Below are 13,982 nucleotides of genomic sequence, written 5' to 3'. Positions count from 1 at the left end.
GTATTGCTACCACCGTTCGACTTGCATGTATTAGGCCTGCCGCTAGCGTTCATCCTGAGCCAGGATCAAACTCTCCATTGTAAAATATTCCAAATTCACTACCTAAGTAGGAACGATGTCGAGTGCTAATCCGACTCGTATTAACGAGTTTAATTTCAATGTTACGTTTCTGCTTACTTACGTAAGCATACTTACCATTTGTCTTTTCCAATCATTCAAAGAACGTTTGTTGCTTCCAATCGAAGTAACTTAGTGAGCTTGTTTAGCAGCTCGTTTTCTTGTCCGTTACGACACCCTGTTTTAATTGGGATTGCAAAGGTAAGAATCTTTTCTCTCTTTCCAAGTTTAAGAGTAAAGCTTTTTAAAGTTTTTTATTTTTAACTTTCTAGTTTTTGCTTCCGATTGAAGCATTCTGCAAAGATAAGGAGATTTTTTGACTTTCAAAATTGAAACCGAAAATTTTTAAAAATTCTCAGTAGGATCTTCAAGTCTTACCCACTCCTATTAAATGGGTTTTTGATAGGCAACTTACTGATAAACAATCAGATGTTTTTGATGTTTCGCTACCTCTTAATCTGTTTGGGAGTGCAAAGGTAGTGTTTTTTTCTATTTTTCCAAATATTAGGCGAAAAAAAATTAGCTTTTCAGCTTTTGTTTTTTTGCTTCTAGTTGGCCGTGTATTAAACGGGATGCAAAGCTACAACCAGGATTTTTGAATTATCGAAAGAGTTTGAAGTTTTATTTTCAGTGCCTTTCATTGTTACCCGCGTCCGTTCGATTTGGGAATGCAAAAGTACGCCGGGTAGCGTCCTTTTGTGCGTGGGGCGAGAGAATTATGGGGTGTGAAGCGGGCCAGGTAAGATGGCTTGGGGGCGGGTGCGGTGCAAGTCAGGCAGTTAGCTGGCCCTCTACGGGAGAAGATATTTTAGGGTTTGGGGTCGGGCTGGAAGAAAAGGGCCAAGTTGGGGGCAAATGGGCGGGGGCGGCGGGCTTCGTACTGGTAGAAGAGCTGGCCGAGTTGGGCCAGGAAGGGCTCCCCGATGGTATCGTATTCGTAGGTGCCGTCGTTGAGAACGCCGTTTTGGTTGACATAGAGTACAGCGCTGAGCAGAAATTCGGACTGGTGGAGGGAGTCGGCAAAGTAGGCTACGTCGGCGAGGTAGCCGTGCGACATGCCCACAATGTTGAAAATGCGGAGGCCGGGCTGGGGTTGGGCTTCGGGGCGGCGACCGTAATAGAGGTATTTTTTGTAGGCGTCGAAGTACTTGGGACTAGTGTAGGGGGAGAACTGGCTGCCGTGGGGCGTGAGGTGGAGGTATTGACGGAGGAAGGCGTAGTCGGGGGGGGTGAGCTGGGGGCGCTGGGGAGCGGGAACGGACTCGGGGAAGAGGGCAGTTTGGAGCAGGGCAGTGATATCGGGCAGGGGGAGGTTGTTGGCGGTAGTGAACTCGTAGGGGCGGGCAATGACGCGGCCGCCGGCCTGGTAGGCGCGGCCGACGAAGATGGCCCCCAGTGGGGGCGCGGGGGTGCGGGGGTTGGTTTGGGCGGGCTGCTTATATACTGTGTCGCCTGCGAGGGTGTGGAAGGCGATGGGATTGGTGTGGCGGTTGGCAGCGGTGTCGCAGGGAGCAAAGCGGCGCACGATGCGGCTGCCAGCGTAGCCAAGCTGTTGGAGGCGGTCGTTTAGCTGCTTTTGGCCGAGGAACTCGTAGAGGCGATTATAGGCGAGGTTATCGCTGACGAGCAGCATCCGCTTGATGTAGTTGCCCACGGTGGCCCGGCGGCTGGAGTCGGCGAGAGCGGCGAAAGGAATGGGCGTTTGGCAGTGCCAGGCAGTGCCGGTAGACATGGTGGTACTCTTAGTAATAGAAGTGGGTAGCGTGTGAATCTTTTCGAGGGTTAGCAGCGCGACGGGGAGCTTGACTAAACTGGCGGGGTTGAAGTACTGGCGGGGGTTGAGGTGGTAGGTGTGTTGGGTGAAGTGCGGCACGTTGTGGGCGTCGCGGTTGATTTGAGTATAGATAATCTGAAGCTGATAGGTGGCGGGGTGGCTGAGCACCTTAGCCAGAGCTGGGCTGGTATGGAGCAAGCTGTCGAGGAGGGGGGAATCGGGGTACGGGGTGGTTTGGGCCTGGGTGGTGGTAATAAATAGATAGGCAAGCAGGACGAGGATAGGCTTCATAGAGGTGGGCGTTTTCATACTGTTATATAATAAGGAAGGCCGTGATAGTTTTTATCACGGCCTTCTTGCGGGAGCGCCTCCTTAGCCGGCCGCAGCTGCTTCGGGCGCTGCGTCTCCGAAAAGAAGACAGAAAGCCACGGCTGCGCAGGGGTTGTGGGTGGTTGAGTCTGGCTTCTCCCCTACCCTGCTTTTACTACCTTATTGTGTGAGGTTGAGCATAGTAGCAGGCGAGCCAATGCAAGGTGCTTGCGCGCGGCAACGCGCGGGCTACTTGGCGAGGGCCGGGTGGCGTTTTGCCAGCAACAGGTTGCTGTCGGTTTGGCGCCAGTTGTAGCCGGTGCCGAAGGGGAGCGGGCGGGCGTGGTGCAGGCTGTCGTGGTAGGCGGTGGTTAGCTCGGGCTGGTATTGCTTGGCGAAGAGGTTGATGGGGCGACGGTAAGTGCCGTAGTAGGTGAATTGCCACGTGCTTTTGGGGAAATACTTCATGGCCACGCCGCTATCGTCTTGCAGCAGGTAGTTGCTGCGCTCTAGCACCAGGTTGCGGATTTTGGAGAAATACAACTTGTGCATGAGGTAGGTAGCCGATTTCACGTAGGTGGTGAGGGGGCCGAGACTGCGCACGTAGGCTAGCGGGGCGCTTTTGGTAGCGAGCTTATGGTCGCTAAGGTCGGCGGAGAAATAGTAGATGGTTTTTTCGGTGCCGTCGGCGGCTTGTAGCTTTAGCTCGGCGCCGGGAATGGCGTTGGCATTAGGGGCGCTGGTGGTATCGGCAAGGTAGTGGAGCTGCCCCTGAGCGTCGAGCTGCACGGGGCGCACCGACTGGAGGTGATTGTCGGTGCGGGCGGCGAAGAGCATAATGAGCGGCACGGCCCCATCGAGGTGCATCGATTTGAGGTCGAGGGCCATGTCGTTGGTGCGGAAAAAGCTGAAATTCAGCACTGACCAGAGCGATTTTTTAACGGCTGGCAGGACGGCAGGGTTTTTCAGGTTGGTGCGGCTGGGGACGCTGCCCACGGGCTCCAGGCCAAACATGACGTAGGTACTGGCCGTGGGAAACAGGGTGAAGGCATTCAGGAAATCGGGGCCGCTGAAGGGGTAAAACAGCGTGGAGGTAGCCTGGCGCACCGAGTCGAGCTCGGTGGCGGCCCATTTGTTCATGGGAGTAGTATGGGTGGCTTGGTACTTGGCCCAGCTTTTATCCTGGTCGGCGGCGAAGGCTTGCCAGGCTGGCTTCGCCGCCTGGGTGGCGAGCGGAGTGCCAGCTAGGGGTGGCAGGCCGGCGAGGTAGTTGGCCACGCTCTGCACGCCAGCGGTATCGGGAGCAAGCGCAACAGTAACCGAGCTAGTTTTTTGACTACCAACACTATCCGTAGCAGCGGCGGGCGATACTTTGTTGGCCGTGTCGGCCATGGTTTCGATTTTGGTGGTGGCGTGCTGCTCGGTGGTGGAGTCGGAGCAAGCGGCCAGCAGCCCGAAGGCCGGCACGAGGGCAAGTAGCGAAAGGCGCATAGGGAAAGAATAGCCGGGCGCAGTAGAGCGCCAGTGGCAGAACGGGTGAATGAGTAGGAGAAGTGCTTAGGCCGGCCGGGAAGCCGACCCGAGCTTTTGAACAATAGAATAAACCAACAGCCCGCCTGCCACGGTAGCCAGGCCGTAGAGCGACTCGGTGGGTTTATCCTTGATGATGAAAACGAGCGTCCAGGCGCTGAGGACCAGGAAAAGCAACGGCGTGAGCGGGTAGCCCCAGGCACGGTAGGGGCGCGGCAGCTCGGGCTGCCGCCAGCGCAGCACAAACACACCCAGCACCGTGAGAAAAGTGAAGAGATTGAGCACGAAGCCCGCGTAGACTAATACGGCCTTAAAATCGGGTTTCAGGATAAATATCAGCGTAATAGCCACCTGCAAAATAAGTGCCCGCACCGGAATGCCAGCGGCGCTACGCACGGCCAGCCAGCGCAGGGCGGGCAGGTCTTCCCCCATCGTTTGCACAATGCGGGGGCCGGCAAAAACCATGGCGCTGATGGTAGATACGAGCAGCGCCGCAATAACGGCCCCGGTGAGGCGGCCCGCCACGGGGCCAAACAGCCAGCTGGCCGCCAGGTAGCCCACCTCGACCTGGCCCTTGAGCACGCCCAGCGGCGTGGCGCGCAGAAACACGTAATTCAGCCCCACATATAACAGGAGTACCACGGCGGTGCCGGTGAGCAGGATGCGCGAGAGGTTGCGCTGCGGGTTCTCGATTTCGCCGGTGAGGTACACGGCGGCGTTCCAGCCTGAGTAGGCGTAGCTGACATACACCAGCGACACGGCAAACACGGGGCTGAGCAGCACGCGCCAGTCGGCCGCCGCGGGGGCAAAGCGCAGCGGCTGCGGCTGACCCATGAACAGGCCCGCCGCGATAAACGCCACTAGGACAAGTACTTTGATGGCCGTGATGATTACCTGCAAGCGGCTACCAGCGCGGGTGCTGCGGCCGTGCACCACGGCCAGGGCCAGCACCACCCCCACGGCCAACGCAGTAGCGCCGGTGAAGGCCGTGCCCGCCAGCAGCGGCGCGGTGAGGGCGGGCCACACGCTTTGGGCGTACTGGGCCAGGGCCAGCGCAGCCAGCGCCGTGGGCGCGGCAAAGCCCACCGTGGCCGATACCCAGCCCGAAAGAAAGCCCAACGCCGGGTGGTATATCTGGCTGAGGTAGTGATACTCGCCACCCGAGCGGGGCATGGCGGCGGCCAGCTCGCCGTAGCTCACGGCCCCACACAGGGCAATGAGGCCGCCCACCACCCAGAGCATCAGCAGTGCGAAGCCGCTTTGAATGCCCATTATCTGGAAGCCGAGGCTGGTAAAAACGCCGGTGCCGACCATGTTAGCGATAACGATGGAGGCCCCGGTGCGAAAGTTTATCTGGTAAGGTTGAGTTGGCACGCCGGCAAAGGTCGGGCTGGGAAACCAACTCGTGGCATGCGCCACGCCAGCGCCCGGCCCACCACCCAACCGGGTAGTGGGCCGGGCGCTGGCGTGGCGCAGCGGCGAGCTTACTCGGCGGCTACGGCGGCTTTGGGCTTTTTATAGAGGGGCACGGTGCTGCACGGCTCGCCATACATGACGCTGGCGGCCACGGGCAGCAGGCGCTGCATAATGGCCACGTAGGCGAAGGTGGGCACCGGCTTTTCGCCGCAGCCTTTGATAACCAGCTTGGCGCCTTCGTAGTCGGCGGGGTTGATGCCGGCGATGGCTTCTTCGAAGAGCGACTGCTCCAGGGCTTCCTCGTTGCCGAATACGTAGCGGTTGGCATGGCCCTGTAACTTACTGGCCAGCAGCATATAAGCCCAGGTAGGCACAATGGCATCGGCCGAGCAGATGATGGCTACGTTTTGGCCGTCGTACTGGGCCCAGTCGTGGGTTTTGACGAACTCGCGGAAGTCCTTTTCGCGCAGCATCAGGCCGTGGAAAAGGTTGTCCTTGATGTCGTACACCACGCGGTCGCCGGGGTGGATGTATTCTTCCAGGTTGAGCGTAACGAGGCCGGATGCGACGACGCGGTTTACAAAAAGAGGCTCCATGGTTTCAGTTAACAAGTATCAATCAACACTTAACAGCCACTTAAAAAGCAATTTAGCTTGGTAAATGATACTTGTTAACTGTTAGCTGATTTCGGGGTGGTGGTGTAAACTTCTTTCAGGTAAAACGGCTCATAATACGCCACATCCTGAAATTGCTGGCGGTGGTAAGCGGCCAATGCTAGCTCGCCGATGCTCACGGCAGAGGGCTGCACATTGGCCAGGAAATCCAACTGCGGATTATCGGGCAGCAGCGCTTGCAATTTTGCGGCGCCTGACCCAAAGCACAACAACGAATAGCAGGCTAATTGTTCGGCTAGCTGCTGGGGCAACGCATCGGCATCGAGCACTAAGTTATTGGGAGCCAGCACTTCGGCACCATCCGCCTGGTAGAGGGCAGTGTATACCTCCTGGCGGCGGGCATCAAGCATGGGGCAGTAGAGCCATCTGCTGGCATGGGGCGTGCGAGCGGCTACCTGGTGAGCCAGCGCGGGCAGCGTGCCCACGGCCAGCAGCGGCACATCGAGAGCAAAGCACAGGCCCTTGGCGGCGGCCGCCCCAATGCGCAGGCCGGTGTAGGAGCCGGGGCCATCGCTGAGGGCCACGGCGGCGAGGTCGGCCAGGGTGTGGCCGGTGTTGGCCACCAGCTGCTCGATGAGCACGGTGAGGTGGGTGGAATGCGACTTTTCGAGGCGCAATTCGGCTTGGCCGAGCAGGCGGCCGTCGGCCAGGTGGTGCAGGGCCACGGCGCAAATGGGCGACGAGGTTTCGAGCGAAAGCAGGAGCTTGGACATAAGTAAGCGGCAAGTTCCGGCCGATTGGGAGTTATTTGCAAACCCGCCCGCAACGCGGCCGTAAGTCCGAAGCCATTTTACTACCCACCCATGCCTACGCTTGCGCCTGTTCCTTACGTTATTACCATTGTGGGCGGCGGCTTTGCGGGCACGGCGCTGGCGCGGCACCTGGCGCGGCAAGCCGGGCAGCTACCCCTCGAAATAGCGCTGGTAGAGCCGCGCGCCGCGCCCGGCCCCGGCCTGGCCTACTCGGCCCCGTGGCCCGAGCTGCTGCTCAACGTGCGGCCCGGCAATCTCAGCGCCTGGGCCGACGACCCAGGGCACTTTGCCGCCTGGCTGGCCCGGCAGCCCGAGGCAGCCGCGGGCGTGCCCGAGTTTGCCTGCCGCGCTACGTATGGCCGCTACCTGGCGCAGGAGCTGGCCGCCGTCGCCAATGACTCGGGTAATAAGCTAACAATCACCCACTACCCTACCACAGCGCTGGCTGCGCCGCTGCTGCCCGACGGCCGCCGGGCCGTGCAGCTGGCCGATGGCCGCACGCTGCTCAGCCACGCGGTGGTGCTGGCGCTGGGCAACTTTCCGCCGCCGCCGCCCACCGGGCCCGACCACCGCTACCTGCACCACCCCGGCTACCACGCCGACCCCTGGGCGGCGGATACGCTCGCCCGCATTGGCCCCGATGAGGTGGTGGTGCTCATTGGCGCGGGCCTCACGGCCGTGGATATGCTGCTGGCCCTGCGTGCCCAGGGCCACCGCGGCCTGGTGCAGGTAGTGGCGCGGCGCGGGCGCTGGCCCGCCGCCCACGGCCCCGCAAGCGCGCCGACTTACCCCGGTTTTTATGCAGCACTGGCTTCCGAAACTACCGTGGCCGGCGTGCTGCGCAGCGTGCGCCGACACGTGGCACTGGCCGCTGCGCAAGGCATTGGTTGGCGGGCAGTTATTGATGCTTTGCGGCCCGACCTGGGCCGCATCTGGGCCGGTTGGCCAGTGGCCGAGCAGGCGCGGTTTCTGCGGCATTTGGCGGGGCGGTGGTCGCAGGTGCGGCATCGCATTGCGCCCAGCGGCGCGGCAGCGCTGGAAGAGCTGACCGCCAGCGGCCGGCTGCAAACCCTGGCGGGCCGGGCGGTGGAAATAGTACCCGCCGGGGCCAGCCTGCGCGTGGGCGTGGCGCAAGCCGGGGGGCCAACTACTTACCTGACAGCTAACCACGTTATTTGCTGCACCGGGCCGCTGGCCGACTACAGCCGGCTGCAAGTGCCGCTGGTGCAGCAGCTGCGCGCCGATGGCTGCCTCACCCCCGACCCCTTGCGGCTAGGCATTACTACCGATGCCACGGGCGCGCTGCTCGGCCTCGATGGGCAACCCAGCGCCGGGGGGCTGTTTACGCTCGGGGCCAGCCGGCGGCCGCAGTCCTTTGAATCGACGGCCGTGCCGGAACTGCGCCAGCAGGCGGTGGCGCTGGCGGCCGTGCTGATTCAGCGTTACCAAGCCACACAACCCTGATATTTTGCGCGTAAAAGAGCCGCCCCGGGCTAACCCAGGGCGGCTCTTTTACGCGCAAAACTGGCTGGTGGTCTTAGGCAGCCAGGGGCAAGCCAGCGGGATAGAGCGGCAGTACGCGCGTCGCGTCGGGGCTGGCCGGAACAACGGTTAGGGGAGCAACATCGGCTAGCTCGTCGTGGTGGCGGCGCAGGGCGCGCATCAGCAAATATTTATACTTCTCGGCATCGGCCAGGGCCTGCTCAATGGCCTGCACGGCGTCGGTGTACGCTACTACGGGCTGCAATTCGCGGCGGGGGCGGCGGGCTTCAAACACGCGGCTGGACAGGTAATCGGCGGGGTTTTTCATAAAGGCGGCAGGGCAGGTTATTGGCTGCTTATGTAACGCTGCCGGGGTGATTTTGATTCATTTAGACATTTTTATAATCTACTGAATTATAAGGTATTAACGGGTAATAAAATCGAAGATAACAGGCCACTTTTTTGGCAAGGTTTTGGCAATATCTCATTCAGCAGTGCTGGCTAATGATTGACGTTGCCAGGCCAATAAATGCTACGGAAATTAAACCTCCCGCGGCGTGTGTTGTCCAACCAAACGTTGTTCCAAGCAACTCTAAACCGGGGGCCTCGGCTCCTGCCCTACTATGCGTCGCAATTTGTTTTTTTCCTTGTTTCTGCTTTTGGGCTTGGGCCTGAGTAGCTGTGCTCCTGGCGTGTATGCCGGCGCCAGCGTGGGCGCGCCCTATCCGTACTATGGCCCCAGCTACTACGGGCCGCGCTACTACGCGCCCCGGCCGGTTATTATCACCCCGGCGCGGCCGATTTACCGCGGCAACTACTACGGCGGCGGCGACCGGGGCTACCACGGCGGCGGGGGCCGCGGTTACTACGGTGGTGGCAACCGGGGCGGCTACGGCGGTGGGCACTACGGCGGTCGTCGTGGACGCTAGGCCCGCACTGCCCGGCTCGTTGCCAATTGCGCTTTTCTACAAGTAACTCCTTCCTTTTCTCACCCTCCTAACCGCGTGCTTCGGCACGAACAAGCCATGCGTTTCCGCCCCATGTTGTTTGCGTTGTTGCTGGGCTTGCTCAGCGTAGGTACTGCTTCGGCCCAGGTCGTTATTAGCGCCCGAATCGGCCAGCCTTATTACGGCCGCGGCTATTACCCACGCGCGGCCCCCGTAGTGGTGGCCCCGCCACCCCCCGTTTACTATGCACCGGCTCCGGTATACTATGCCCCGGCCCCGGCGTACTACGCGCCGCGCCCCGTGTACTATGCCCCGCGCCCGGTGTACTATGCGCCTCGCCCCGTGCACTATGGCCGCGGCTACGGGCACGGGCATGGTCGCCGCTGGTAGGCTTTGCGTAGCCCCGGTTATTTACTAAGAAGCCCCTGATAGCACTGTCTATCAGGGGCTTCTTAGCATTTTAACAACGGGAAGCCAGCGAATGCCCTTCTTCTAGCGTGCTGCGTCTGGTTCCTTTAGAAGCTGGGTTATGGCATGTCAAAGTCATGAATTCGCAGTCCGCCGCCGTCGTCTTGGGCGGCGCGCAGCATGGCCTGGGCCACGGTAGCGGCGGCTACGGGCCGGTACTTGCGCCAGCCGCCGCGCAGCAGCGGGCGTACCAGCGCCAGCACGGCTGCGCCCAGGCGCTCGCCGAGGCGGGGCTGGGCGCGGTCGCCCAGCAGCAGCGAGGGCCGGAAAATATGGATGGCCCGGAAGGGCACTTGCTGCACGGCTTCCTCCATTTCGCCCTTTACGCGGCTGTAGTAAACGCGCGAGCTGGCATCGGCCCCCAGCGACGACACCACCAGGAACTGCGCTGCGAAATTGGCTGCCGTGAGCGCCGCCAGCTGCACAACATACAGAAAATCAACTTTGTAGAATGCCTCGCGCGAGCCCGCTTGCTTGATGGTAGTGCCCAGGCAGCAAAACACGTCATCGGCGATGAGGCGCAGGCGCTCGGTTTCCAGGTCGCCCAGGTCTACTACTACTTGGGTGAGTTTGGGGTGCTGGGTGGCCACCGGGCGGCGGCCCACCACAATTACCTTGGCGTAGCGGTCGGAGGCCAGCAGCAGCGGCAGTAAAGTACTACCAATGAGCCCGGTAGCGCCCGCGAGTAAAGCTGTCTTCTTCATAACGCAACTGCTTATAAATAAATTAGTTAACTTTATAAATTAGCGCTTGCCCAGCTCTTCGGCGCGGGCGCGGGCAGCCTCGGCTCCGGCCATGAGGCCCTCACGCACGGCCCCGCTGCCGAAGGCCTGCATGGCGGCCTCAGTGGTACCGCCCTTGGAGGCCACGCGGGCAATCCATTCCTGGCAGCTGAGGCCGGCCTGGCTATAGAGCTCCACCGCGCCCCGAAACGTTTGGCTCACCAGCAGCTCGGCCTCGGCGGGGGCAAAACCCATTTGGGCGGCGGCGGCCATCAGGGCTTCCATGCAGTAGTACACGTAGGCGGGGCCGCTGCCCGAGATGGCGGTGCTGGCGTCAATGGCGCTTTCCTGCTCCACGTACACCGTTTTGCCGGTGGTGCTGAGCAGGTTTTGCACCTGTACCAGCTCGGCGCGGCTCACCTCGTCGGTGCTGGTGAAGGCCGTCATCCCCATGCCGATTTGGGCGGGCAGGTTGGGCATAGCCCGGATGATTTTGGGCGTGCCCAGGGCCTCGCGCAGGGTGGCAATGCGCACACCGGCCATGATGCTGAGCACTACTTGCTGGGGCTGCACGAGGCCGCGCAATGTCTCAAACAGCGCCCCCGAATCCTGGGGCTTCACGGCCAGGATGATGATATCGGCGCCCGGCACGCAGTCTTGCGGCTGGCCCCACACGGTGCCGATTTCGTGGGCGGCCAAGGCGGCCACGCGCTCGGGCGAGCGGGCCAGCAGGCGCAGGTCGAGCCGCGAGGTGATGTGGGCGCGCACAAAGCTGCGGGCGTAGGTCAGGCCCATGTTGCCGCCACCGATGATGAGAATTTTCATACCCTGAGTAAGCTAGCTAGGCGGCCAAGTATACGCGAGGCACTCGCCACTTAGCCCCAATAAGTGTTGATTAACAGACAGTTATCTTTATTGCAACTACGATGCAATTTGGCGTTATTACCTCATGCAACTTCGCTGCAAAGGGAACGTTTTATACTTTCCAGACCCAGTTTTGGCGGCGCAGCCAGCTGAGCACGGCCAGCCAGATAAGCAAACATACTACCGCGCCGGCCAGCGACGCCTGGCGCGGGTTGCTGAAAAACGGGGCAATGCCGCCCTCGTAGAGCCATTCTTTGAAGCCCAGCGGCCGGCCGGCCGGACCTGGCAGCCGCACCAAACCGAAGGTGCGCGAGAGGATAGCCGAGAAGAAAAATACCGCTATCGCATTAACCCCAAATGCCAGCACCGGCCCCAGCCCGCGCCGGTAGCTGCGCACATCGCAGAGCCAGTAGAGCAGCGCCAGCAGCCCCAGCGCCAGCCCACCCGTGAAGAGCACGTAGGAGCTCGTCCACAGCGCTTTGTTGATGGGAAACCAGGTGCTCCAGACGAGGCCCGCCACTACGGCGAGCGCGCCGGCCAGCGCCAGGCCCAGCGGCTTGGCCACGGGCGCGGGGCCGGGCCAGCGCAGCCACTGGCCGGCCAGCAGGCCCAGCAGCCCGGTGCCCAGCGCGGGCAGGGTACCGAGCAGGCCCTCGGGGTCCCAGGTGCGGGAGGTTTGCCAGAGGTGGGCTTCGGTGAAAACGGTACGGTCGAGCCAGGCCCCGAGGTTGGTGGTGGGCGCCAAGTTGGCAGGGCCGAAGCCGGGCACGGGGGCCAGCTGCATGAGCAAGGCATACGTTATCAACAAGGTTATCAACAGGATAGCCTGCATGCGCCAGCCGGTTAGCAGATAAATGCAGCTGGTGCCCAGGTACACCAGCGCAATGCGCTGCAACACGCCCATGATGCGCACCGTGGCAAAATCGAAGTGCGGGTAGAGGGAGGTGAGCACGCCCAGGCTGAACAAAATACCCGCCCGGCGCGCCACCCGCGCCAGCACCGGCCTGGTGGGCGCGCCGCTGCGCCGGGCCCCGGCCAGGGCATAGGCCAGGCTCACACCCACGATGAAGAGAAAGAACGGGAACACAAGGTCGGTGGGCGTGCAGCCGTTCCACTCGGCGTGCTCCAGGGGCGGGTAGATGTGGCCCCAGTCGCCGGGGTTGTTCACCACTACCATCAGCATCACGGTGAGGCCCCGAAATACGTCGAGCGAAACCAGGCGGGCGGGAAGAGGGGAATCGACGGGGCGCATGGGTGGCGAGGCAAAGGGTGCGGGCGCAAAGTAACTGCGGGCGCTGCGTAGCTGGGCCGCAGGTTAGCTAACTCTCACTTTCTGCTTACCTTTTGCCCACCTTTCCCACTCAACCAATTGCCCATGAGCCAGCTACCCGAAACCACCGATACGTCTCGCCGCAATTTTATTAAACAGGGCACGGCCGCCACGGCCGGCATTCTCATTTTGCCGCGCTTCGTGCTCGGGGGCAAGGGCTACACCGCGCCCAGCGACCAGCTGGTGATTGCCTGCGTGGGCGTGGGCGGCAAGGGCGAGAGCGACATCGCGTCCTTTGCCAAGACCGGCAAGGCCCGCATTGCCTACCTCTGCGACGTGGACGACCGCCGGGCGGCTAACTCGCGCAAGGCCTTTCCGCAGGCCAGCTACCACAAGGATTGGCGCAAGCTGTTTGACAAGGAGCACAAGCACTTCGATGCGGTATCGGTATCGACGCCCGACCATAACCACGCTATTACCACGCTGGCGGCCATGCAGCTGGGCAAGCACGTGTACGTGCAGAAGCCGCTGACCCACGACATATACGAGGCGCGCACGCTCACGGAGGCGGCCAAGCGCTACAAAGTGGTGACCCAGATGGGCAACCAGGGTGGCTCGAACGACGGCGTGCGGCAGTTGCAGGAGTGGTACGACGCGGGCACCATCGGCGAGGTGCACACCGTGTACTGCTGGACCGACCGCCCGGTGTGGCCCCAGGGCATTGCCTGGCCCACCACCAAAATGACGCCGCCCACCGAGCTCGATTGGGACCTGTGGCTGGGCACCGCGCCCCAGCGCGACTACGTGGATAAGCTGGTACCCTTCAACTGGCGCGGCTGGTGGGACTACGGCACCGGCGCGCTCGGCGACATGGGCTGCCACCTCATGGAAGCACCCTTCAAGGTACTTAACTTGCAGTATGCCAATGCAGTGCAGGCCAGCGTGGGCAGCGTGTACGTGGATGAGTTCAAGCGCGGTTTCTTCCCCGAGAGCTGCCCGCCGAGCAGCCACGTTACGCTCACGTTTCCAAAGACCAATAAAACGCAGCACGACGTAACGGTGCATTGGATGGACGGCGGCATTCAGCCCGAGCGCCCTGATGAGCTGGGGGCCAACGAGCTGTTTGGCGACGGTGGCAATGGCACGCTCTTCATCGGCGACAAGGGCAAGATGATGGCCAGCACCTACGGGGCCGACCCGCGCCTGCTGCCCCTCTCGCGCAACCAGGAGGTGCACGTGCCCCAAACGCTGGCCCGCGTGCCCGGCCAGGCCAACGGCCACTACGGCCAGTGGGTAGAAGCCTGCCTGGCCAGCTACGGCAAAATGCCGGTCAGCTCACCCTTCGAAACGGCCGGCCCGCTCACCGAAGCCCTGCTCATGGCCAACCTGGCCGTGCGCGGCTACGACCTCCGGCGCCCCAAGGCCGCGGGCCAGGGCTTCGACTACCCCGGCCGCGGCCTCAAGCTGCTCTGGGACAACCAGCAGATGCGCATCACCAACCTGGAGGAGGTAAACCAGTTTGTGAAGCGCGATTACCGGGCGGGCTGGAAATTGGGGTAGGTTTTTAGCTCACCCTCCGGGTAACCCCACCCCCTAGCCCCCTCCCCTCCGGGAGAGGGGGGACTAGTTTTTAGTTTCTAAAGCCTTATTTAAAAAC

Annotated in this window: 13 protein-coding genes and 1 rRNA gene; 4 read left to right on the top strand and 10 right to left on the bottom strand. The window is 61.6% G+C overall.

Features of this window, described 5'->3' with window-relative positions; translation table 11 throughout:
* From QMK33_RS17280 to tsaB, 6 genes are all read right to left on the bottom strand, one after another.
* Positions 1-81: ribosomal RNA gene (locus tag QMK33_RS17280) — 16S ribosomal RNA — on the bottom strand; the annotation flags it as partial.
* Positions 82-925: 844 nt separating this feature from the next.
* Positions 926-2,200, bottom strand: coding sequence for a serine hydrolase (locus QMK33_RS17275; RefSeq protein WP_283565867.1), 1,275 nt, complete (start codon positions 2,198-2,200; stop codon positions 926-928).
* Between the two features lie 249 nt (positions 2,201-2,449).
* Positions 2,450-3,691 carry a hypothetical protein gene (locus tag QMK33_RS17270; RefSeq protein ID WP_283565866.1) on the bottom strand — a complete coding sequence of 414 codons (1,242 nt, stop codon included), beginning with the start codon at positions 3,689-3,691 and terminating at the stop codon, positions 2,450-2,452.
* Positions 3,692-3,757: 66 nt separating this feature from the next.
* Positions 3,758-5,104: an APC family permease gene (locus QMK33_RS17265; RefSeq protein WP_283565865.1), complete on the bottom strand. Its 1,347-nt coding sequence runs from the start codon at positions 5,102-5,104 to the stop codon at positions 3,758-3,760.
* Between the two features lie 110 nt (positions 5,105-5,214).
* Entirely contained in the window at positions 5,215-5,742 is a 528-nt protein-coding gene (locus QMK33_RS17260; protein ID WP_283565864.1) for a DUF2480 family protein, read from the bottom strand.
* A 74-nt stretch (positions 5,743-5,816) separates the two neighbouring features.
* Entirely contained in the window at positions 5,817-6,533 is a 717-nt protein-coding gene (tsaB, locus tag QMK33_RS17255; protein WP_283565863.1) for a tRNA (adenosine(37)-N6)-threonylcarbamoyltransferase complex dimerization subunit type 1 TsaB, read from the bottom strand.
* A gap of 90 nt (positions 6,534-6,623) precedes the next feature.
* On the opposite strand from tsaB, the gene QMK33_RS17250 reads away from it, so the two are divergent.
* A complete protein-coding gene (locus QMK33_RS17250; protein ID WP_283565862.1) occupies positions 6,624-8,036 on the top strand; it encodes an FAD/NAD(P)-binding protein in 1,413 nt (470 codons plus the stop codon).
* 73 nt (positions 8,037-8,109) lie between these two features.
* On the opposite strand, the gene QMK33_RS17245 is transcribed toward QMK33_RS17250, so the two are convergent.
* On the bottom strand, positions 8,110-8,382 hold the full coding sequence (locus QMK33_RS17245) for a hypothetical protein (RefSeq protein WP_283565861.1): 273 nt from the start codon (positions 8,380-8,382) through the stop codon (positions 8,110-8,112).
* Between the two features lie 319 nt (positions 8,383-8,701).
* Here QMK33_RS17245 and QMK33_RS17240 point away from each other — a divergent pair, with 319 nt between their 5' ends.
* Together QMK33_RS17240 and QMK33_RS17235 are read left to right on the top strand one after the other, a co-directional pair.
* Entirely contained in the window at positions 8,702-8,983 is a 282-nt protein-coding gene (locus QMK33_RS17240; RefSeq protein WP_283565860.1) for a hypothetical protein, read from the top strand.
* 96 nt (positions 8,984-9,079) lie between these two features.
* Positions 9,080-9,391: a hypothetical protein gene (locus tag QMK33_RS17235; RefSeq protein WP_283565859.1), complete on the top strand. Its 312-nt coding sequence runs from the start codon at positions 9,080-9,082 to the stop codon at positions 9,389-9,391.
* A gap of 137 nt (positions 9,392-9,528) precedes the next feature.
* Here the strand turns inward: QMK33_RS17235 and QMK33_RS17230 are convergent, their stop codons facing one another.
* The 3 genes from QMK33_RS17230 to QMK33_RS17220 all read right to left on the bottom strand — a co-directional run bounded on the left by QMK33_RS17230 (position 9,529) and on the right by QMK33_RS17220 (position 12,307).
* On the bottom strand, positions 9,529-10,173 hold the full coding sequence (locus QMK33_RS17230) for an NAD-dependent epimerase/dehydratase family protein (protein WP_283565858.1): 645 nt from the start codon (positions 10,171-10,173) through the stop codon (positions 9,529-9,531).
* A gap of 39 nt (positions 10,174-10,212) precedes the next feature.
* Positions 10,213-11,016, bottom strand: coding sequence for a pyrroline-5-carboxylate reductase (gene proC / locus QMK33_RS17225; protein WP_283565857.1), 804 nt, complete (start codon positions 11,014-11,016; stop codon positions 10,213-10,215).
* Between the two features lie 151 nt (positions 11,017-11,167).
* Positions 11,168-12,307 carry an acyltransferase family protein gene (locus tag QMK33_RS17220; protein ID WP_283565856.1) on the bottom strand — a complete coding sequence of 380 codons (1,140 nt, stop codon included), beginning with the start codon at positions 12,305-12,307 and terminating at the stop codon, positions 11,168-11,170.
* A gap of 123 nt (positions 12,308-12,430) precedes the next feature.
* Here QMK33_RS17220 and QMK33_RS17215 point away from each other — a divergent pair, with 123 nt between their 5' ends.
* A complete protein-coding gene (locus tag QMK33_RS17215) occupies positions 12,431-13,885 on the top strand; it encodes a Gfo/Idh/MocA family protein (RefSeq protein ID WP_283565855.1) in 1,455 nt (484 codons plus the stop codon).
* Positions 13,886-13,982: the final 97 nt, after the last annotated feature.

It is taken from the genome of Hymenobacter sp. H14-R3 (genome assembly GCF_030063445.1).
GTDB lineage: Bacteria > Bacteroidota > Bacteroidia > Cytophagales > Hymenobacteraceae > Hymenobacter.
The sequence above is the reverse complement of the archived record's forward strand: the minus strand, read 5'-3'. Positions and strand labels throughout refer to the sequence as shown.

What these genes read in the sequence shown, in the direction of transcription:
- QMK33_RS17250 (WP_283565862.1), top strand. Translation starts at nt 6,624, where the DNA reads ATGCCTACGCTTGCGCCTGTTCCTTACGTTATTACCATTGTGGGCGGC.
- QMK33_RS17260 (WP_283565864.1), bottom strand. Translation starts at nt 5,742, where the DNA reads ATGGAGCCTCTTTTTGTAAACCGCGTCGTCGCATCCGGCCTCGTTACG.
- QMK33_RS17245 (WP_283565861.1), bottom strand. Translation starts at nt 8,382, where the DNA reads ATGAAAAACCCCGCCGATTACCTGTCCAGCCGCGTGTTTGAAGCCCGC.
- QMK33_RS17275 (WP_283565867.1), bottom strand. Translation starts at nt 2,200, where the DNA reads ATGAAAACGCCCACCTCTATGAAGCCTATCCTCGTCCTGCTTGCCTAT.
- tsaB (WP_283565863.1), bottom strand. Translation starts at nt 6,533, where the DNA reads ATGTCCAAGCTCCTGCTTTCGCTCGAAACCTCGTCGCCCATTTGCGCC.
- QMK33_RS17270 (WP_283565866.1), bottom strand. Translation starts at nt 3,691, where the DNA reads ATGCGCCTTTCGCTACTTGCCCTCGTGCCGGCCTTCGGGCTGCTGGCC.
- QMK33_RS17230 (WP_283565858.1), bottom strand. Translation starts at nt 10,173, where the DNA reads ATGAAGAAGACAGCTTTACTCGCGGGCGCTACCGGGCTCATTGGTAGT.
- QMK33_RS17220 (WP_283565856.1), bottom strand. Translation starts at nt 12,307, where the DNA reads ATGCGCCCCGTCGATTCCCCTCTTCCCGCCCGCCTGGTTTCGCTCGAC.
- proC (WP_283565857.1), bottom strand. Translation starts at nt 11,016, where the DNA reads ATGAAAATTCTCATCATCGGTGGCGGCAACATGGGCCTGACCTACGCC.
- QMK33_RS17235 (WP_283565859.1), top strand. Translation starts at nt 9,080, where the DNA reads ATGCGTTTCCGCCCCATGTTGTTTGCGTTGTTGCTGGGCTTGCTCAGC.
- QMK33_RS17215 (WP_283565855.1), top strand. Translation starts at nt 12,431, where the DNA reads ATGAGCCAGCTACCCGAAACCACCGATACGTCTCGCCGCAATTTTATT.